We start from the raw sequence: 18,885 nt of genomic DNA on the forward strand, positions 1-18,885 counted from the left end.
GTGGCCCGCGGACGTCGCGGCAGGAGAGTCGCCACCCCGCCCCGCCCGCGGGCGGGGCACGGCGCGCGGGGCGCCGGGCGGGGTGGAGGAGCAGGGCGGGGCGGGGCGGCTCACTGGACGGCCTGGTACTCGCGGGTCCGCTCGGGCGTGCCCGCGGGGCGGACGCGCGTCGGGTCGAACGCCCCGCCCGGGCGGACCGGCTGCCCCGGGCGAACCTGGTTCAGACCCGACGTGAGGACGGCGTCGCTCGCGGAGAGCCCGCTCGTGACCTGGACCCGGTCGGCCGTGCGGACGCCCGTCGTGATGGCGCGCGGGACGGCCGCCCCGCCCTGGAGCACCCACACCGTCGTGCTGTCGGCGCCCGTCGTGACGGCGGCGGCCGGGATGAGCAGGGCGTCGGGGACCTCGTCGAGCACGAGCTCGACCTCGGCGAAGGCGCCCGGCTGGAGCACGTTGCCCGGGTTGCGGACGCGGGCGCGGACGGTGAACGCGCGCGTGGCCTGGTCGACGGCCGGCTCGGTCGCGTAGACCGTCGCCACGAACGGGTCGGGCTGGCCCGGCACCGAGAACCGGACGGGCTCGCCCTCGCGGACCTGCCCGAGGTAGCGCTCGGGGACCGTGAACTCGAGCCGGAGCTGGCTCGTCACGCGCAGCGTGGCGACGCGGTCGCCGGGCGAGAGGTAGGCCCCGGGGCTCACCTCGCGGAGCCCGATCGTCCCCGAGAACGGGGCCACGATCCGGCGGCGGCGGACCTCGGCCGAGAGCTGCGACAGCTCGGCGTCGAGCACGCGCGCCTCGCTCTCGGATTCGTCGAGCGCCTGGCGGCTCAGGCCGCCGATCTCGAACAGCTCGCGCCGCCGCTGGGCCTGCACCGAGGCGAGGTCGCGGCGCGTCCGCGCCCCCTCGATCTGGGCCTGGAGCACGTCGGTGTCGAGCGAGACGAGCGTCTGGCCCTGGCGGACGGAGCTGCCCTCGCTAAAGTTCAGGGCCGTCACGCGGCCCGCCACCTCGGCCCGGAGGTCGACGGCCTCCCACGGGAGGAGCGTGCCGGTCGTCGTCACCTTGTCCTCCAGGAGCTCCTGCGAGACCGGGGCGACGGTGACGGCGAGCGTGTCGCCCCCGCCCCGCCCGCTGTCCGCCCCGCCCGACGGCGGCTCCGCCTCGGCCTCCCCGCCCACAAAGCGGGGGACGAGCAGGAGCGCGACGGCGACGACGGCGACGCCGACCCAGAGACCGATCTTTTGGGGGCGGGTAAGGGCCACGGGGGCGGGGTGGGTGGGGTGGGGCGTACCGCCGCCGTCGGCGCGGCGTTCGGGGGCGGAACGTCCCAGGGTAGCGGTTTGGGCGGGGCGGGGGGTCAAGTTCTCAATTCGTCACCCGTTCCTCGTCCCGCTCAAAATTCCTCGCCCTCGAAGTCGCCGCCCCGCCCGCGCTCCTCGCGGCGCGCCTCCTGGCGGCCGAACTGGTACGAGAACGTGAGGCCAATCTGCTGGGCGCCCCAGTCGCGCTCGAACTGCTGGTAGAGGGCGGGTTGGTCGAGCGTGTACGAGAACCCGGCCAGCCCGAGCGGGTCGCGGAGCTGGAGCGTGAGCGCGGCCCGGTCGTCCAGGAGCTTCTGGCGGAGGGCGACGTCGATGAACGTCCGGGCGCCGACCCGGCCCTGCTCCGTGTCGAGCGGGGCGGAGTAGCGGGCCGTCGCCTGGAGGTCGAGGTCTCCCAGCCCGGTCCGGTCGCCGAGCCCGTAGCTCGCGTTGAGGCGGCCGCCCCAGCCGAACGCGTCGTTCGAGAGGTCGGCGTCGGCCGTCGTGCCTTCGGTCTGGAGCCGGAACGCCTCCAGGCTGAGGTAGCCGCCCAGCCCGCCCACGTCCTCGAACGACGTCACGAACTCGGCGCCGTACGAGTCCGACGTGTCCAGGTTCTCGAACGTCCGCACCGTCACGCCGTCGTCGCGGACGGTCGAGATCCGGCGGATGATGTCGGTCGTGCGGCGGGCGTAGGGCGTGAGCGAGACCGAGCCCCAGCCGGTCACGTGCGTGACGCCCAGCTCGAAGGCGTCGACGTACTCGGGCTGCAACGCCGGGTTGCCCTGGCGGACGTTGAGCGGGTCGTCGAACGACGGGAACGGGTTCAGCGACCACGTCCGCGGGCGGTTGATCCGGCGGCTGTAGCTGGCCTTGAGCGTCGTCGCCTCGGACGGGGCGAACGAGAGGAAGGCGCTGGGGAAGAGGCTCGCGTAGTCGTTGTCGAACGCCTCGTCGGTGGTCAGGAGGAAGAACGTGGTCTGGGCCTGCTCGAACCGGAGCCCGGCCTGCGCCCCCCACGGCCCGCGCTCGGCGGCGACCTGGGCGTAGAGCGCGTGGACCGTCTGGTCGTAGTCGAACTGGTTGTTGACGTCGGCGTCGGGGACGTACGCCCCGCCCTCGGCGAGCGACTCGGACACGAGCGTGCTCGACTGGGCCTCGAACTCGCCCTTGTAGCCGGCGTCGAGGCGGAAGGCGCCGAGCGGGCGCGTGTAGTCGACCTGGAGCGAGAGCTCGCGCTCGGTCTCGTCCTCGTCGACCCGCTGCGGGGCGTCGAGCGCGCCCGCCCCGCCCAGGAGCGTCGCGCTGTAGCGCTGGTCTTCGCCCTCGTCCGAGACCTCGCCGCGCCCCTCGACGGTCAGCCGGTGGCCCTCCCCGAACGTCTGGAGGAGGCCGAGCCGGGCGTCGAACGAGAGGCCGTCGTCGAGCTCCTCGGAAATCCGCTCGTACTCGAGGAGCGGGTCGCCCGAGGCGCTGCGGCGGAGCGTCGTGTTGGTCTCGACCTCGTCGCCGCCCCGCGTCCCGACCTGGAACTGCGACGTGAGCGTGGTGGCGCGCGAAACGCTGTAGTCGGCCGAGAGGTTGACGAGGTGCGACGTCCGCGTCCGGTCCTCGACCTCCTCCTGGTCGAGCGTGGTCGCGGCGGCCTCGTAGCGGTTGATGCGGAAGCTGGTCCCCGAGCCCGCGCGGGCGTCGTTGCGGTAGCCGTAGGTGCCGGCCAGCGACCACGGGCCGCGTCCGTACGTCAGCGCGACCGTCCCGTCGTAGCCGCCCTGCGTATCGGCCCCGGCCGTGACCGTGCCGCCGAGCCCGAGGTCGGCGTCGTCCTTGAGGACGATGTTGATGATCCCGCCCACGCCGTCGGGCTCGAAGGCCGCCGACGGGTTCGGGATCACCTCGACGCGCTCGATGGAGCCGGCGGGGAGGCTCGCGAGGTACGACGCCACAAAGTCGCCGGAGACCGGGGCGGGGCGGCCGTTGACGAACACGGCGACCGAGCCGGCCCCGCGCAGCGACACGTTCCCGTCGATGTCGACGTCGACCGAGGGCAGCGTGGCGAGCACGTCGACCGCGCTCCCGCCCTCGGCCACGGGGTCGTCGGCCGTGTCGTAGACGGTCCGGTCGATCCGCGTCTGCACCTGGGGCCGCCGGCCCGTGACCTGGACCTCGGCGAGCGCCTCGGCGCTGGGCTCCAGCCCGACCGTCCCCAGGTCCGCCCCGCCCGCGCCCACCTCGACGTCCGCGCGGCGCGCGTCGTCGTAGCCGACAAAGCTGACGACGACGTCGTAGGTGCCCACCGCGAGGTCCGTCACGCGGACGTTCCCGTCGATGTCGGCCGCCGCCCCGCCCGCGAACGTCGAGTCCGCCCCGCCCGCCGGGTACAGGGCCACCGTCGCGGTCGGGAGCGGCTGGTCGCTCTCGGCGTCGACGACGCGGGCTGTGAGCGTGCCGGTCTGGGCCGCCGCGAGCGGGGCGGCGGCGAGGAGGAGGGCGGCGAACAGCAGACGGGCCATCGGGCGGGGGCGGGGTGGGGGAGAGCGTATGACGGAGCGGGGTGGAGGATTCGGCGTCCGGCACGAGGTGCACGGGCGCGTCACGAGCGACACCGTGGTGCCCACGAGCGCGCCCCGCCCATGCTGCGCCTCCGCCTAGATTGAGCGCATGGAGACGCCCGCCTCCCCGCCCCGCCCCTGGTCCCGCCGCGCGGAGGCCGCCGCCGTGGCGTGCTTCTGGCTCGTGCTCGGCGTGCTCTCGGTCGTCCGCGAGGCGTTCCGGCCGTGGCGCGAGGACCCGCTGGGGGCGGCCGAGGCGTTCGGGGCGATGGCCGAGTACGGGCTGTGGGCGCTCGCGACGCCGGCCGTGGTCTGGCTCGTCGGGCGCTACCCCGTCGGGCGGGGCGCGTGGGCGGGGCGGCTGGCGGGGCAGGTGGTCGTGGCCGCCGCCGTGGCCCTCACCGTCGAGGCCGTCACGCGCGGGCTGCTCCGCCCCGCCCTCTCCGGTCCCCCGCGCCCGGGCCGGGAGTGGTCGCTGGGCGGGGCGGTCGGGGGCCTGTGGTTTTTGGACGAGCTGGTGATCGCGCTCGCGCTCGTCGCGGCTGGGTACGCGCGCGCGGCGCTGGTCCAGGTCCACGACAGCCAGGTCGAGGCCGAGCGGCACGTGGCCGAGCGGGCGCGGCTCGAGGCCCAGCTCGCCGAGGCCCGGCTCTCGGCGCTCCGCATGCAGCTCCACCCGCACTTCCTGTTCAACACGCTCAACGCCGTCTCGGCCCTCGTCGAGCGCGACCCGGCCGGCGTGCGGACGCTCGTCGCCCGGCTCTCGTCGCTGCTCCGGCGCGTGCTCGACGCCCCGCCCGACCTCATCCCGCTCCGAGACGAGGCCGCGTTCCTCCGCGACTACCTCGACGTCCAGCGGGTCCGGTTCCAGGGGCGCCTCGACGTCGAGGAGGCGTGGGCGCCGGGGACGCTCGGCGCGCTCGTGCCGCCGCTCGTGCTCCAGCCGCTCGTCGAGAACGCCGTCGGCCACGGCGTCGGCCGGATCGAGGACGGCGTGGGGACGATCCGCGTGGGCTCGCGCCGCGACGGCGACCGGCTCGTGCTGACCGTCGAGGACGACGGCCCGGGCCTGGGCGGGGCGGACCTGACCGGAGCGGACGTGGGCGGGGCGGGCTCGGGCGGGACCGGCCCGGGCGGGGTGGGCCTGCCGAACACGCGGGCGCGGCTCGACGCCCTGTTCGGGGCGGACGGCCGGCTCGACCTCGCCGCGCGCTCGGGCGGCGGCGTCATAGCCCGCGTCGTGGTCCCGTTCCGCCTGGCGGCCGGGGGCGACGGCCAGGCCGCACTCGCGCCGCCCGTCCCGACCGGCCGTGGCTGAGCCGCTCCGCGTCCTGGTCGTCGACGACGAGCCGCTGGCCCGGCAGCGCGTGCTCGACCTGCTCACCGCCGAGCCCGACGTGGAGGTCGTCGGGACGGCGGGGACCGGGCGGCAGGCCGTCGCCGCGCTCGCGGGCGGGGCGCAGACCGCGGGGGCGCAGACCGCCGGGGCGGTCGACGTCGTCTTCCTCGACGTCCAGATGCCGGGGCTGAGCGGGCTCGAGGTGGCCCGCGAGGTCGGGCCGGAGGCGATGCCGGCGACCGTGTTCGTGACGGCGTACGACCAGCACGCGCTCGCGGCGTTCGATGTGGCCGCGGTCGACTACCTCCTCAAGCCGTTCGACGACGACCGCTTCCGGCAGGCGCTGGGCCGCGCGCGCGAGGCCGTCCGGCTCCGCGAGGTCGACGCGCTCCGGGGCCGGCTGGCGGTGCTCCTCGGTGCCGAGCCCGGAGCCGCCCCGCCCGAGCGGCCGGCGTACCTCGAGCGGATCGCGGTCGAGGGGCGGGGGCAGGTCCGCCTCGTCCCGGTCGCCGACGTCGACTACGTGGTGTCCGACGGCCCGTACGCCGAGGTCCACGCGGGCGGGGAGGTCCACGTGATCCGCGAGACGATGCGGGCGCTGGAGGAGCAACTCGACCCGGCGCTCTTTTTCCGCGTCCACCGCTCGACGATCGTCCAGGTCGACCGCGTCGAGGCGCTCCTGACGGCGCCGGGCGGGGACTACGCGGTGCGCCTGAGGGATGGGACGCGGCTGGGCCTCAGCCGGTCGCGGCGCGACGCGTTCGCGCGGCGGCTCGGGGTGGGCGGGGCGGGGTGACGGGGGCGTCGGACAGGACTGCAGGGGCGAGCGCTCTGATACCGAATCTTTGAGTTCGTGCGCCATCCCCCACCCCGCCCAAGCGGCCTCTACGGCGTCCTCTCTCCCGCTGGGAGAGGGACGCCGCGCAGCGTCGGCGCAGCCAGGGTGAGGGGCGGGTCGTGAGAACAGCCGAAAGGCCGCACGCAGCCGCCCCGCCCCAGGATGATCCGCCCCGCCCCCGCACGGCAACGGCGCCCCGCCCGGGCGGGGCGGCTACCAGTCGTTCTCCTCCTTCGCCACGTCCGCCTCGACGGGCACCGGGTACTCGCCCGAGAAGCACGCGTGGCAGTAGCGCTCGCGCCCGTCGTGGGCCTCCTCGACGGCGTCGAGCATGCCCTCGACCGAGAGGTAGCCCAGCGAGTCTACGCCCAGCCACTCGGCAATCGCCTCGACCGAGCCGTGGGCGTTGGCGGCCAGCTCGCCGCGCGAGGGGAAGTCCATGCCGTAGAAGCACGGCCACATCACGGGCGGCGACGCCGAGCGGAAGTGGACCTCGGCCGCGCCGGCGTCGCGCACCATCTGGACGAGTTGCCGGGCCGTCGTCCCCCGCACGACCGAGTCGTCGACCATGACCACGACGCGGTCCTTGAGCACGCCCGCGACCGCGTTGAACTTGGTCCGCACGCGCTGCTCGCGCGCCTGCTGGCCGGGCGCGATGAAGGTGCGCCCGACGTAGTGGTTGCGGATGAGGCCGATGTCCAGCTTGCACCGGCGGCCGGTCTTGTTCGACTCCGACACGTAGCCGATGGCCGCCGTGTTCGACGAGTCGGGGACCGACATCACGAGCGGCCGCTTGCCCTCGCCCTTGGGCACGAGCGGGACCGGCGCGTCGTGGGCCAGCCGCTTCCCCATCTTCCGCCGGACCTTGTCGACGGTCGCCCCGAACACCTTCGAGTCGGGCCGCGAAAAGTAGACGTACTCGAACACGCACTGGCTGACGCCGTGGCGCCGCGGCAGGCACACGCCGTTGAACCCGGCCGTCGCCGCCCCGCCCTCGCCGCCGGCCGGGCCGGGGTAGAGGGCGCCGTCGCCGCCCGCCCCGCCCGCGGCGTGCTCGGCCACGCGCTCGACGCCGGCCCGGTCGATGACCAGGATCTCGCCCGGCGCGACGTCGCGGACGTACTCGGCGCCGACGATGTCGAAGGCGCACGACTCCGACGCCACGACCCAGGCCGGCGTCGCGCGGCCCGGCGCCGGGTCGAGCCGGCCCAGCGCGAGCGGGCGGAACCCGTTCGGGTCGCGCGCCGCGATCAGCGCGTCGTCGGTAAGGATGACGAGCGAGAACGCGCCGCGGCAGGCGTGGAGCGCGTCGACGATGCGGGCCACCGGCCCGGTCTCCGTGCTCTGGGCCGCCAGGTGCAGGATGAGTTCGGTGTCCGACGACGAGTTGAACAGCGTCCCCCGCTCGACGAGTCGGTCGCGGATGGACCGCGCGTTCGAGAGGTTCCCGTTGTGGGCCAGCGCCAGGTTGCCCTCCTGGTAGTGGACGACGAACGGCTGGATGTTGGCCGGGTTCGTCGCGCTCCCCGATGTCGAGTACCGCGTGTGGCCGATCGCCGCGTCGCCCACGAGCGTCCGCTCGAACACCTCCTCCTCGTCGAACACGTCGAGCACGAGCCCGAAGTCCTTCTCGACCGGCATCACCTTGCGCCCCTTCGACTCGTCGTAGACGCTCGTCACGATGCCGGCCGACTCCTGGCCCCGGTGCTGGAGCGCGTGGAGGCCGAAGTACGAGAGCCGGGCGGCGTCGGGGTGGTTGAAGACGCCGAAGAGGCCGCAGTGGTCGCGCGGTTTGTCCACAGGAAACGCCGGGGGCGGGGTGGGGGAGGGCCAGGTTAACCGCCCCGCCCGGCCCGCGGGTGCGCGCCCGGGGAAAGATTCAAGCGGCTCGCTCCGCTCGCGGGACTGGGGACCAGGGGAATGAGGGACTCGGGGAACGCGCCGCGCGAACGGAGTCAGAGACTGTTTGGTAACCCGCTTCGAGTCCCCTCCCCCGGTGCAGGGCTGGTAAGTTCTGCGCATGACCCTGCTCGACCACCTCGCGACCGTCCCCGACCCGCGCCGCCCCCAGGGGCTCCGCCACCCGCTCCACGCCATCCTCGGCGGCGCCGTCATGGCCACGATGAGCGGCCACCACGGCTACCGGCCCATCAGCCGCTTCCTCCGCGACAACGCCGACGCGCTCCGCGAGCACCTCGGCTTCAAGCGCCACGCGCTCCCGTCCCACGTCACCGTCCGGGCCGTCTTGCAGGCCGTCGACCCCGCCGCGCTCTCGGCCGCCTTCCGCGCCTGGGCCACCGCCCGGCTCCCCGACGGCGAGGTCCTCGCCGTCGACGCCAAGGCCGTCCGCTCGACCGTCTCCGGCCACGGCGCCGCGCAGCAGGACTTCGTGGCGCTCGTCTCCGCCTACGGCGTCCGCTCCGGGCTCGTCGCCTCGGCGACGGCCTACCGCAACGGCGAGACCAGCGAGATCGCCGCAGCGCAGGACTTGATCGCCGACCTCGCGGCAGCGCTCGACCTGACGGACACCACGGTGACGCTCGACGCGCTGCACTGCTCAAAAAAACGCTCCGCGCGGTCCGCGACGCCGGTGGCGACTGGCTCGTCAAACTGAAGCGGAACTGCCGCCGGCTCTACGCTGAGTGCGAGGCGCAGACCGACGGCGAGCCGCTGTCGGTGAGCGACACGACCGAACGGACGCGGGGCCGCGTGGTCCGGCGGGTGGTCGAGGTCTACGCCCCACCGGCGTGGCACGACGATTGGCCCGAGGTCGGACGTGTGGTGCGGGTGACGCGCTCAGGCGTGCGCGACGGCGAGGCGTACGAGCGGACCGGGCTGTACGTGACGAGCCGGACCGACGGAGCCGCCCGGCTGGCGGAGGTCGTCCGGTGGCACTGGCACGTCGAGAACCGGGTCCACTGGTGCAAGGATGCGCTCCAGCGAGAGGACACCGGGGGTGTGCGCTCGAAAGCCGGTGCGGCGGTGCTGTCGCTGATCCGGGGCGTGACGCTGTCGGTACTGCGGCACAACGGGGAGTGGTCGCCGACGGCGGCACGGTCGCGGCTGGCGAGCCGGGTGCGAGAGATGCTCTCGATCCTCAGAACTTAACAGCCCTGCCCGGTGGGGGAGGGAGAATCCTATCAGACGGTTTTCCAAAGGGCGGGGTGGACCATTCCGGGCAATTCACCACCCCGCCCCTGCCACGAGCGGGGCGGGGCGGCCATCTTGCCAGTCCCCAGTCCCCAGTCCCCAGTCCCCAGTCCCCAGTCCCCAGTCCCGCGAGCCGCAGGCGAGCCCCTACAGCTCGATCAGCAGCGCCGCCAGCAGCACGCCGAGCGCGTCGGCGGCCAGGTCGCGCCACGAGAACAGCGGGTGGACCTCGCGGTTCGCGTCGGCCGTCTCCTTGAGGAGCCCGAGGCCCAGCGCGACGCCGGCCGAGACCGGCAGCGCGCCGTCGTCCGACAGCCCCGCCTTGTTTACGAGGACGTACTGGCCGCCCAGCGTGAGCAGGAAGGACGCGCCGGCGTGGAGCGCCTTGTCACGGCCGAGCCAGTCGTCCGCCGGGCGGGGCGGTGGGGGCGCCGCGCTCGCCGGGGCGGGGCGGCCCGTGGTGTCAGCCAGCACCTGCGCTGCGGCGCCTGGGGCGCCGACCGCCCCGCCCGCGAGGAGCGCGGCGAGAAGCACGGCGCGGGCGGGGCGGCCGGGCGTGCGCGCTCGGTCGTTCGCCGGTCCCGCCCCGCCCCGGCTCACGTGTCCGGCCGGAGCGCCGGGTCGACCTCGATCCGGTGGCCGTCCGAGAGCAGCGCGCGCATCGAGACGGCGGCGCCGCCGAACAGGACGAGCCCCGCGAGCACCATCACGAGGAGGCCGGCGAGCGGGGCGGACCGGAACCGGACCGACAGGTTCTGCGACGCCTTGCCGGCGGCGACCGACACCACGCCGGCTCGGTCGGGCGTGAACTCGAACGCCGCCGAGCCCGGCGTGAACGTCTCGCTCACGGCCGAGATCGCGCCCGGTCGGTACACGACGGTGACCGAGTCGACGGGCTCCGAGAACGTGACGTAGACGGGCTCGCCGACCGTCGGGGCCTCGGGCTCGACCGAGACCACGCTCTGGGCCAGCGCGGGCGGGGCGGCCAGGCTCGCCCCGAGGGCGACGAGGAGGACGGCGAGCAGGCGGGCGGGGTGGCGCATGGAGGCCAGGTTAACACCGCCGCCCCGCCCCCCGCTACTCCGCCCCGCCCCCCGCTACTCCGCCCCGCCCGGGCGGTCGGCGCCCCGCCCACATCGACTGCGGGCGGGGCGGTCGACGCGAAAGAGCCAGCCTGCCGTGCAGAGAGCGGGGTGGGCCAACGCACGGGCACCGCCCCGCCCGCCTAGAGCTAACGTGCGGGTAGGTACAGGGTACGGGGTACGTGTGCGCCGAGGTCAGATCGGTCCGTACCTCGTACTCGGTACCCTGTACCCACCCGAAGGGTGCCCTAGTGCTCGAACTGGGCCACGGCCGGCTCGGCTGGCTCCGGCGCCGAGTCGCGCGACGTGAAGTAGGTCGCCACGGCCAGCGTGCCCACGATCCAGGCCAGCGGGATCACGACCGGGAACCAGTCGACGGCGCCCAGCGGATAGGTCGATCCGTAGAGCGGGCCGTCGACGAGGTCGATCCACAGGTTCCACACGATGACCGTCGCCAGGATGGCCGGGATGACGAACTTGAGCAGGACGTCGAACCACGCGCCGAGCTGGAGCGCGGCGTGCTCGTTCACGAACGCCCGGAGGTTCGCAGCCCCGAACACCCACCCGAGCAGGATCGTCTCGATCAGCCCGACGGTGAGCAGGCTGTAGCCAAACGCCCAGTGGTCGAGGATGTCGAGGAAGTTGAGGCCGACCGTCCCGTTCTCGCCGAGGCCCGGGTCGACGATCATCGGGAGCGTGGCGATGAGCGAGCCGACCACGCCCGGCACGGCCACGCACGCGAGGGCCGTCGCGCGCCGGGCGCCCGTCTTGTCGATGATGGCCGAGGCCATCCCCTCGACGAGCGAGATCGCGCTCGTCACGCCGGCCATGACGATGAGGAAGAAGAACGCGAACCCGAACGCCTTCACCGCGAACGGGAACGCCGAGATCCCCTGCGGGATGACGAAGAACGAGAGCGAGATCGACGACCCGGCCGGGTTGAGCGAGAACGCGAAGAGCATCGAGAAGATGGCGATGCCGGCGATGTACTCGAACCCGCAGTTGAGCAGGCTCACCATGAACGAGTTGTTGACCTGGTCCGAGTCTTTGGGCAGGTAGCTCGCGTAGGCCGTCATGGTGCCCAGGCCCAGCGAGAGCGAGAAGAACATCTGGCTGAAGGCGCCCTTCCACACGTCGGGCTTCGAGATGCCGGAGAGGTCGGGCGTGAACAGGTACATCACGCCGTCCGTGCCGCCCGGCAGCGTCACGCCGCGGACGATGAGGACGATCATGAACAGCCACATGAGCGGGACCGCCACGCGGACCGTCTTCTCGATCGTCTCGGTCCCCTTCCAGAGCGCGAGCAGCGTCATCGCCCAGATGGCGATCACGGCCAGCATGGGCCACCACGTGGCGAGGATCTTGAAAAAGTAGACCTGCGCGTTCGGCCCGGACGTCGGCTCCAGGAACGGCTCGAACGGGGCCGTCGCCCCGGGCTCCATGAGCCCGCCGAGCGCCGCGACCATCATGCACAGCGCCCACCCCAAGAGCGCCACGTAGTACATCGTGATAAAGAGCGCGCTCGTCAGCGACCACCACCCGACGAACTCGCCCCGCTTGCCGACGAGCGCTCGGAGCGCCATCGGGAAGCTCCGCCCGGTCCGCGTCCCGATCGAGAACTCGGCGATCATCACCGGGATGCCCATCACGAAGAGGGCGATGAAGTAGGGGAGGTAGAACGCCCCGCCCCCGAACTGGTAGGCGTTGGAGGCAAAAAAGACGATGTTGCCGAGCCCGATGGCCGAGCCGCTCGCGGCGAGCACGAACCCGAGCTTCGAGGACCAGATGCCGCGGTCGGCGGCGTCGGACGGGGGCGGGGTGGAGTCGGCCACAGGCAGCGTGTTGTCGGAGCGTGAAGCCCGAAGCTAGCACGCCGCCCCGCCCCCGGCGGCCCGTCGTCTGCCGCCCCGCCCCGGCGCCGAGGGCGGGGCGGGCTCCCGGCCGGTCTCGGCGGGCGCTACCGGGCGGGGCGGGCGCTACCGGGCGGGGCGGGGCAGGAGGCCCTCGCCCTCTAGGATCTCGCGGGCGACGGCCAGCCGCGCCGGGACCAGGTCGGCGGCGCCCGGGCCGGTGGCCTCGGCGTTGAGCGCGAACACGACGTCGCCGTCCGGCCGCTCGACCCATCCGATGAGCCAGCCGAGGTCGGGCCGCCCCGCCCGGAGCGCGAGGCCCGTCTTGGCCCGCAGCCGCACGCCGGCCGTGTCGACGAGCACCGGCGCCAGGTCGCGGACCGCCGCCTGCGTCTCGGGCGAGAACGCGAGGGCGCCGCGGCGGAGGCCGTCCACGAACGCCACCTCCTCGTCGGCCGAGACCGCGAGCGGGCCAAGCAGCCAGAACGTCTCCACGGAGTCGCCGACGAGGCCGTTCCCGTAGGGCTCGCGCGCGAACGCCGCCCGGTACCGCCCCGCCCCGACGCGGCGCGCGACGCGCTGGTAGAGCCAGACCGTCGAGTTTCGCATCCCGTCCCGGAGCGATTGGTCGCGGTTCCACGCCGGCACGCTGCGCTCGACGCCGTCCCACACGAACGTCGAGTCGGGGTCGCCCACGACGCCCGTTTCGAGGGTCACGAGCGCGTTGTAGAGCTTGAACGTCGAGGCCGGCACGAACCGCTCGGCCGCGCGGTCCGGGTTGTAGCGGCTGGTCCGCCCCGGCGGGTTGCGCCCCGGCGGGTTGCGCCCCGGCGGGTTGCGCCCCGGCGGGTTGCGCCCCGCTCCGGGCTCGTAGAGCACGAACGTGCCCGTGAGGCCGCGCCGCTCGAACGCCCCGCCCCAGTCGGCGCGGACCGTGTCGGCCACCCCGCCCGCCGCGGCGTGAGCCGCGGGCGGGACGGTCGCCGGCTCGGGGCGGGGCGGCGACCCGCAGGCGGCGAGAATCAGGGCGGTGAGGAGAAGACGCACGGCGGGCGGGGCGGGGTGGAGGCGACAAGCTCGTCACCCGTCACCCGCTCAGGAGCCCTCGGGCTCGGGCACCGGCAGGACCTCGACGCGGACCTCGCCGATCCGGTTGTCCTCGACGGCCGTGACCCGGAGCCGGAGCCGCTCGTAGTCGACCTCGTCGCCGGCCGAGGGGATGTCGCCGACGAGGTGGAGGATGAGGCCGCCCAGCGTCTCGAAGTCGAACGCGCCCGTGTCCAGGTCGACGCCGACTACCTCGGCCAGGTCGTCCAGGTCGACGCGCCCCTCGGCGCGCCAGACGCCGGGCTCGACGGCGTAGACGAGCGTGTCGTCCTCGGGGCTGTCGAGCTCGTCGCGGATCTCGCCGACCACCTCTTCCAGGAGGTCCTCGAGCGTGACCAGCCCGGCCGTCCCGCCGTACTCGTCGACGGCGATCGCCATGTGCGTGTTCGTCCGCTGGAAGTCGGCGAGCATGTCGTCAAGCGGCTTGGTCGGGGGCACGTAGAGCGGCTTCCGCGCCAGGGCCACCCAGTCGGGGACGGTCGCCGCCCCGCCCTCGCCGTCGACGTGGGGGAGCAGGTCCTTGGCGTAGACCACGCCGAGCACGCTGTCGAGGTGGTCGCGGTAGAGCGGGAACCGGCTGTGGCCGCTCTCGCGGATCATGTCGAGCGCCTCGTCGAGCGAGGCGTCGGCGCTCAGCGCCGTCATGTCGACGCGGCTGACCATGACCTCGCGGACGGTCGTCTCGCCGAACTCGACGATGGAGTGGATGAGCGCCCGCTCCTCCTCCTCGAGCGAGCCCTGCGCCTCGCCCACGTCGGCCATCGTCTTGATGTCGCTCGACGAGAGCGGCTCGGCCTCGGACCGGAACCGGGCCTGGAGCCCCGAGGCCATGTTCGCGAGCAGGTCGGCGAGCGGGGCGACGGCGGCGACGAGCGGGGTGAGCAGGCCGGCCACGCGCTCGGCGAACCACACGGGCTGCCGGCTGGCGACCAGCTTCGGGGCCACCTCGCTGACGACGAGGAGGACGAACGTGAGCCCGACCACGTTGGCCACGATCGCGGCCGTCGGGCTCCACCCGAACCCCGTCGCCGCCGCCAGGACGAGCTGCGTCGACAGGATGGCCGCGCCCACGTTGACCACCGTGTTCAGGAGCAGGACGGCCACGAGCAGCCGCCGCGGCCGGTCCAGCAGCCGCGCCACGCGCGCGGACGCCGAGGACCCCGACTCGAGGAGCCCCTCGCGCTCACCGGGCGTGATCGAGAACAGCGCCACCTCGGACCCCGAGAACAGGGCGGAGAAGACGAGGAGGAGCACGAACACGCCGATCTGCACGGCCAGCGCGACGGGGCTGGGGAGCGCGTCGGCGAGGAGGGCGGCCGCGAGGGCCGGACTAGAGGCGGGGTCCAAGGCGGGAGGACCGGGCAGTGCGACGGTCGGCCCGGGGCGCGGGTGCGGCCCTGGGCGGGGTGGGGCAAACCAACCTAGCGCCGAGAGGTTCGGGCGGGGCGCCCGAACAGACGCCGGGCGGCCGCCCGGAGGCCGCCGCCCAGCGAGAGCGCGTGTCCGGCCGGATCAGAAGGGGAGGTCGTCGTCGGGCTCGAACGAGTAGTCGTCGCCGCCGCCGGCCGGGGCCTGCTGCTGCTGGGGCCGGCCGCCGCCCTGCGGGCGCCCGCCGCCGTTGCCCTGGGCGTTGCCCTGGGGCTGGCGCTGCGGGCGGGGCGACTGGTCGTAGCCGTCGTTCGAGTCGTAGCCGCCGCCGCCGCCGTCGCGGCCCCCGAGCATGGTCATCTCGCGGACCTTGACCTCGGTCGTGTACCGCGAGTTGCCGTCGCGGTCCTCCCACTGGCGGGTCTGGAGCTGGCCCTCGAAGTAGACCTGGGAGCCCTTCTTGAGGTACTCGCCGCAGATTTCGGCCAGCCGCGCCCACGCGACGACCGTGTGCCACTCGGTGTTTTCGACCTGGTTGCCGTCGCGGTCCTTGTAGGACTCGGACGTGGCCAGGCGCATGTTGCAGACGGCCGTGCCGCTGCCGGTGTACCGGAGCTCGGGGTCCTGCCCGAGGTTGCCGATGAGGATGACTTTGTTGACTCCGCGTGCCATGAGGCTGGGGGGTGCGGGGGCGGGGTGGCGCTCCCTGGAACATGAATCCGCCGGTCCGTACGTCGGCCGGCCGTTCGGGCGCCGCGGTCGGTCGACCGCGGCGGGCAAGGATAGACACCGCCGGGGCGGCGGGGTAACCGTGCGTCGGCGAAAATACCGAGCGCGGGTGCCAGCGGCGCGTCACCACGCGAGTCCCGCCGCCCCGCCCGGTGCCGCCCCGCCCGGACCCGCCCCGCCCAATGGCAATCGCGCGGGCGGGGTGGGGATCTTGGCCCGCGGTCCGCCGACATTCCGGCCGTCTCCCGCCCCGCCCGCGTGCCGTGACCGGGCGGGGTGGGCATCTTCCGCCTTCCGCCTTCCGCCTTCCGCCTTCCGCCGTGCCCACGCCGTTCCCCTACGACCTCGACGCCCTCGGGTTGAGCGACGCCGACCGCGCCGCGGCCCACCCCGCCCTCTACGCCGACTTTGTGGCCATCGTCCGGCGGCTCCGGCGCGAGTGCCCGTGGGACCGTGAGCAGACCCACGACAGCGTAAAGCACCTGACGATCGAGGAGGCCTACGAGTTCGTCGACGCCGTCGACGCCGGCGACCCGGCCGAGATGCAGAAGGAGCTGGGCGACCTGTTCCTCCACGTCCTCTTCCACGCCCATATCGCCGAGACCGAGGGGACGTTCGACGTGGCCGACGTGATGCGGGCCGAGATGACCAAGCTCGTCCGCCGCCACCCGCACGTCTTCGGCGACGAGGTCGTGGGCGGGGCGGGCGACGTGGCTCGCACCTGGGAGGCCGTCAAGCGCGCCGAGCGGGCCGAGGCCGCGGGCGGGGCTGCCAATGGGGGCGGGGCGGAGGCGCCGTCGGCGCTCGACGGCGTGCCCGACGCGCTCCCAGCCCTGCTCCGCGCCGAGCGGGTCCAGGCCAAGGCCGCCGCCGTCGGGTTCGACTTCCCCGACGCCGAGGGCGCGTGGGCCAAGGTCGACGAGGAGGCCGCCGAGGTCCGCGCGGCGGAGACGGCGGACGCGCTCGAGGACGAGGTGGGCGACCTCCTGTTCGCCGTCGTCAACTACGCCCGGCTCCGGGGCGTCGTGCCCGAAACGGCGCTCCGCCGGACGGTCGCCAAGTTCTCGCGGCGGTTCCGCCACGTCGAGGCCGCCCTCGCCGAGCGCGGCGCCCGCCCCGCCCAGGCCGGGTTGGACACGATGGACGCGCTGTGGGACGAGGCCAAGGCCGCCGAGCGGCGGGGCGCGGCCACGGAAGGCGCCGCGGGTGGGGCGGGGTGAGGCGGGCGGAGCTAGCGCGCCCGGAGGTCGGGGAGCGCGTCGACGCCGAGGAGTGCCGCCGCCGCCTGCGACGAGTCGGCGGCGACGACCGTCCGCCCCAGCGGCTTGACGAGGCGGGCGTAGAACTTGACTGAGAACAGGATGAGCGGCCGCGTGGCGACGATGACCGTCGTGCTCCCGTCGAGCGCCTCCCGCGTCCTCCGCTCGACGTCCAGCATCGTCGGGACGTCTTTCGGGACGAGGTCGACGCTCTCGGCGAAGCGGACGTCCCAGACCTCGGTAAACCCGGGGCGCCAGTCGGCGTGGCTCGTCAGGGCGAGGCTGAGCGCGACGATGTCCGGCGCCTGCACGCGGCCCGTCGGCTGGGCGATGCCGTACTCGTGGAGCGGGAACACGGCCGTCTCGGCGTCTCGAGGGGTCACAGGGCCGGTGGGGCAGGGGGCGGGGCGGGGGCGGACGGCCCGCTAACGGGGGCGCGGGGCGTCGCCGGGCGGCGTCGGCTCTGCCCAAACGTACTCCCCGACGAGGCGTGATGCGTTCGCTGAAGCCCGCTGGTCTGATTGTTGTGCCGCAACACATTAAGAGTCCGAGGTGTAGCCGTCAAACCCAGGGGAAGACGGGCGGGGCGGGGCGGAGGGATTTGGCCTGGGCCGTAGGTTCCCGCTCCAGCCGCCGATACCCCCGGCGCCCCGGGACCTGCACCGCGTGCGGGTCCCGTTTCTGTGCCGCCCCGCCCGCGAACCTCGCCCCGCCTGTGACGCTCCGCCTCCCCGCCTCCTTCTCGCCCGCCGTGCTCCGCGAGGAGTGGTTCGGGAACGTCCGCGCCGACCTGCTGGCCGGCGTCGTCGTGGCCTTGGCCTTGATCCCCGAGGCCATCGCCTTCTCGATCATCGCCGGCGTGGACCCGAAGGTGGGGCTCTACGCCTCGTTCACGATCGCGGTCACGACGGCGTTCGTGGGCGGCCGGCCCGGGATGATCTCGGCGGCCACGGGCGCCATGGCGCTCCTCATGATCACGCTCGTCCGCGACTACGGGCTCGAGTACCTGTTCGCGGCGACGATCCTGACCGGCGTCATCCAGTTCGCGTTCGGGGCGTTCCGGCTGGGGCGCGTGATGAAGTTCGTGCCCAAGGCCGTCATGGTCGGGTTCGTGAACGCGCTCGCCATCCTCATCTTCATGGCGCAGCTCCCGCAGTTTGCCGGGGCGGGGTGGCCGATGTACGCGTTCGTGGCCGCCGGGCTGGCCATCATCTACGGGGTCCCGCGGCTCACGACGGCCATCCCCTCGCCGCTCATCGCGATCGTCGTGCTCACGCTCGTGTCGCTCATGACCGGATTCGGGCTCAAGACGGTCGGCGACATGGGCGCGCTCCCGACCGAGCTCCCGTTCTTCTCGCTCCCGGCGGTCCCGTTCGCGCTGGAGACGCTGGAGATCATCTTCCCGATCTCGTTTGCGCTCGCGCTCGTGGGCCTGATCGAGTCGCTCCTGACGGCGCAGATCGTCGACGAGCGGACGGACACGGGCTCGGACAAGAACCGCGAGGCGCGCGGCCAGGGCATCGCCAACGTGATCACGGGCTTTTTCGGCGGGATGGCCGGGTGCGCCATGATCGGGCAGTCGGTCATCAACGTGTCGTCGGGCGGGCGGGGCCGGCTCTCGACGTTCTCGGCCGGCGCCTTCCTGCTCGTGTTCATCCTGGTCCTGGGCGACTGGCTGGTGATGATCCCGATGGGCGCGCTCGTGGCCGTCATGATCATGGTCTCGATCGGGACATTCGACTGGGGCTCGATCCTCGCCATCCGCCGCGCGCCCAAGGGCGAGACGGCCGTGATGCTGGTGACCGTCGCCACGGTCGTCTACACGCACGACCTGTCGATCGGCGTGCTCGTGGGCGTCGTGCTCAGCGCGCTCCTCTTTGCGCGGGCCGTCGCCGACCACGCGTTTATGGAGGTCCGCGAGAGCTCGGGCGGGCGCGAGCACACGTACGTCGTGACCGGCCAGCTCTTTTTCGTGACGGTCAACGGCTTCCTGGAGTTCTTCGACTACGACGAGGACGTCGACCGCGTGGTCCTCGACCTGTCGCAGTCGCACGTGTGGGACGGCTCGGCCGTCGCCGCCATCGACAAGGCCGTGCTCCGCTACCGCAAGCGCGGCGTCGAGGTCGAGGTCGTCGGCCTCAATGAGCGGAGCGCGTCGCTCCTGGAGCGGCTGGGCACGCACGACAAGCCGGGCGCCGAGCTCGCGCTCCACTAGCCGCCCTGCCCCGGGCAACTCTGGGCGGGGTGGATCGCCTAGGTCCCGCCCCGCCCGCTGCGACAGACGCGTCGGTGCGAGGTGGGGCGGGGTGG

The 18,885-nt window shown here is 73.8% G+C and carries 14 protein-coding genes and 1 pseudogene; 5 read left to right on the forward strand and 10 right to left on the reverse strand.

What is annotated here, in order from left to right; all coding sequences use genetic code 11:
* Positions 1 to 110 precede the first annotated feature (110 nt).
* Together RQM47_RS08610 and RQM47_RS08615 are read right to left on the reverse strand one after the other, a co-directional pair.
* The gene (locus tag RQM47_RS08610) at positions 111 to 1,262 is read right to left on the reverse strand and encodes an efflux RND transporter periplasmic adaptor subunit (RefSeq protein WP_311662500.1); all 1,152 of its coding nucleotides are present in this window, start codon (positions 1,260 to 1,262) and stop codon (positions 111 to 113) included.
* Between the two features lie 131 nt (positions 1,263 to 1,393).
* Positions 1,394 to 3,814, reverse strand: a complete 2,421-nt coding sequence (locus RQM47_RS08615; RefSeq protein WP_311662499.1) for a TonB-dependent receptor family protein — start codon at positions 3,812 to 3,814, stop codon at positions 1,394 to 1,396.
* 148 nt (positions 3,815 to 3,962) lie between these two features.
* On the opposite strand from RQM47_RS08615, the gene RQM47_RS08620 reads away from it, so the two are divergent.
* Both RQM47_RS08620 and RQM47_RS08625 read left to right on the forward strand, forming a co-directional pair.
* Positions 3,963 to 5,171: a sensor histidine kinase gene (locus RQM47_RS08620; RefSeq protein ID WP_311662498.1), complete on the forward strand. Its 1,209-nt coding sequence runs from the start codon at positions 3,963 to 3,965 to the stop codon at positions 5,169 to 5,171.
* Positions 5,164 to 5,988, forward strand: a complete 825-nt coding sequence (locus RQM47_RS08625) for a LytTR family DNA-binding domain-containing protein (protein WP_314008507.1) — start codon at positions 5,164 to 5,166, stop codon at positions 5,986 to 5,988. The genes RQM47_RS08620 and RQM47_RS08625 overlap by 8 nt, the downstream gene beginning before the upstream one ends.
* A 255-nt stretch (positions 5,989 to 6,243) precedes the next feature.
* Here RQM47_RS08625 and RQM47_RS08630 read toward each other — a convergent pair whose 3' ends face one another.
* A complete protein-coding gene (locus tag RQM47_RS08630; protein WP_311662496.1) occupies positions 6,244 to 7,830 on the reverse strand; it encodes an amidophosphoribosyltransferase in 1,587 nt (528 codons plus the stop codon).
* 220 nt (positions 7,831 to 8,050) lie between these two features.
* Between RQM47_RS08630 and RQM47_RS08635 the strand changes: the two are divergent.
* Positions 8,051 to 9,138: pseudogene (locus RQM47_RS08635) on the forward strand (ISAs1 family transposase).
* Between the two features lie 189 nt (positions 9,139 to 9,327).
* Here RQM47_RS08635 and RQM47_RS08640 read toward each other — a convergent pair.
* From RQM47_RS08640 to RQM47_RS08665, 6 genes are all read right to left on the reverse strand, one after another.
* Positions 9,328 to 9,714: a hypothetical protein gene (locus RQM47_RS08640; RefSeq protein ID WP_314008508.1), complete on the reverse strand. Its 387-nt coding sequence runs from the start codon at positions 9,712 to 9,714 to the stop codon at positions 9,328 to 9,330.
* Positions 9,715 to 9,776: 62 nt separating this feature from the next.
* Positions 9,777 to 10,223 (reverse strand): hypothetical protein, encoded by a 447-nt coding sequence (locus RQM47_RS08645; protein WP_314008510.1) that lies wholly within the window; start codon positions 10,221 to 10,223, stop codon positions 9,777 to 9,779.
* Positions 10,224 to 10,510: 287 nt separating this feature from the next.
* Entirely contained in the window at positions 10,511 to 12,094 is a 1,584-nt protein-coding gene (locus RQM47_RS08650; RefSeq protein WP_314008512.1) for a hypothetical protein, read from the reverse strand.
* Positions 12,095 to 12,238: 144 nt separating this feature from the next.
* Positions 12,239 to 13,159: a penicillin-binding transpeptidase domain-containing protein gene (locus RQM47_RS08655; RefSeq protein WP_314008514.1), complete on the reverse strand. Its 921-nt coding sequence runs from the start codon at positions 13,157 to 13,159 to the stop codon at positions 12,239 to 12,241.
* 48 nt (positions 13,160 to 13,207) lie between these two features.
* On the reverse strand, positions 13,208 to 14,566 hold the full coding sequence (locus RQM47_RS08660; RefSeq protein WP_311664646.1) for a hemolysin family protein: 1,359 nt from the start codon (positions 14,564 to 14,566) through the stop codon (positions 13,208 to 13,210).
* 165 nt (positions 14,567 to 14,731) lie between these two features.
* Positions 14,732 to 15,259 carry a single-stranded DNA-binding protein gene (locus RQM47_RS08665; protein ID WP_311664644.1) on the reverse strand — a complete coding sequence of 176 codons (528 nt, stop codon included), beginning with the start codon at positions 15,257 to 15,259 and terminating at the stop codon, positions 14,732 to 14,734.
* 377 nt (positions 15,260 to 15,636) lie between these two features.
* Here RQM47_RS08665 and mazG point away from each other — a divergent pair, with 377 nt between their 5' ends.
* Positions 15,637 to 16,536 carry a nucleoside triphosphate pyrophosphohydrolase gene (gene mazG / locus RQM47_RS08670; protein WP_311664642.1) on the forward strand — a complete coding sequence of 300 codons (900 nt, stop codon included), beginning with the start codon at positions 15,637 to 15,639 and terminating at the stop codon, positions 16,534 to 16,536.
* Between the two features lie 11 nt (positions 16,537 to 16,547).
* On the opposite strand, the gene RQM47_RS08675 is transcribed toward mazG, so the two are convergent.
* Positions 16,548 to 16,958, reverse strand: a complete 411-nt coding sequence (locus RQM47_RS08675; RefSeq protein ID WP_314008516.1) for a hypothetical protein — start codon at positions 16,956 to 16,958, stop codon at positions 16,548 to 16,550.
* Positions 16,959 to 17,290: 332 nt separating this feature from the next.
* On the opposite strand from RQM47_RS08675, the gene RQM47_RS08680 reads away from it, so the two are divergent.
* On the forward strand, positions 17,291 to 18,790 hold the full coding sequence (locus tag RQM47_RS08680) for a SulP family inorganic anion transporter (RefSeq protein ID WP_314008519.1): 1,500 nt from the start codon (positions 17,291 to 17,293) through the stop codon (positions 18,788 to 18,790).
* Positions 18,791 to 18,885: the final 95 nt, after the last annotated feature.

This window comes from Rubrivirga sp. S365, assembly GCF_032248475.1.
GTDB classification, from domain to species: Bacteria; Bacteroidota; Rhodothermia; order Rhodothermales; family Rubricoccaceae; genus Rubrivirga; species Rubrivirga litoralis.

Excerpts from the sequence above, each read along its gene's own strand:
- RQM47_RS08615 (WP_311662499.1), bottom strand. The coding sequence starts at position 3,814 with ATGGCCCGTCTGCTGTTCGCCGCCCTCCTCCTCGCCGCCGCCCCGCTC.
- RQM47_RS08620 (WP_311662498.1), top strand. The coding sequence starts at position 3,963 with ATGGAGACGCCCGCCTCCCCGCCCCGCCCCTGGTCCCGCCGCGCGGAG.
- RQM47_RS08645 (WP_314008510.1), bottom strand. The coding sequence starts at position 10,223 with ATGCGCCACCCCGCCCGCCTGCTCGCCGTCCTCCTCGTCGCCCTCGGG.
- RQM47_RS08665 (WP_311664644.1), bottom strand. The coding sequence starts at position 15,259 with ATGGCACGCGGAGTCAACAAAGTCATCCTCATCGGCAACCTCGGGCAG.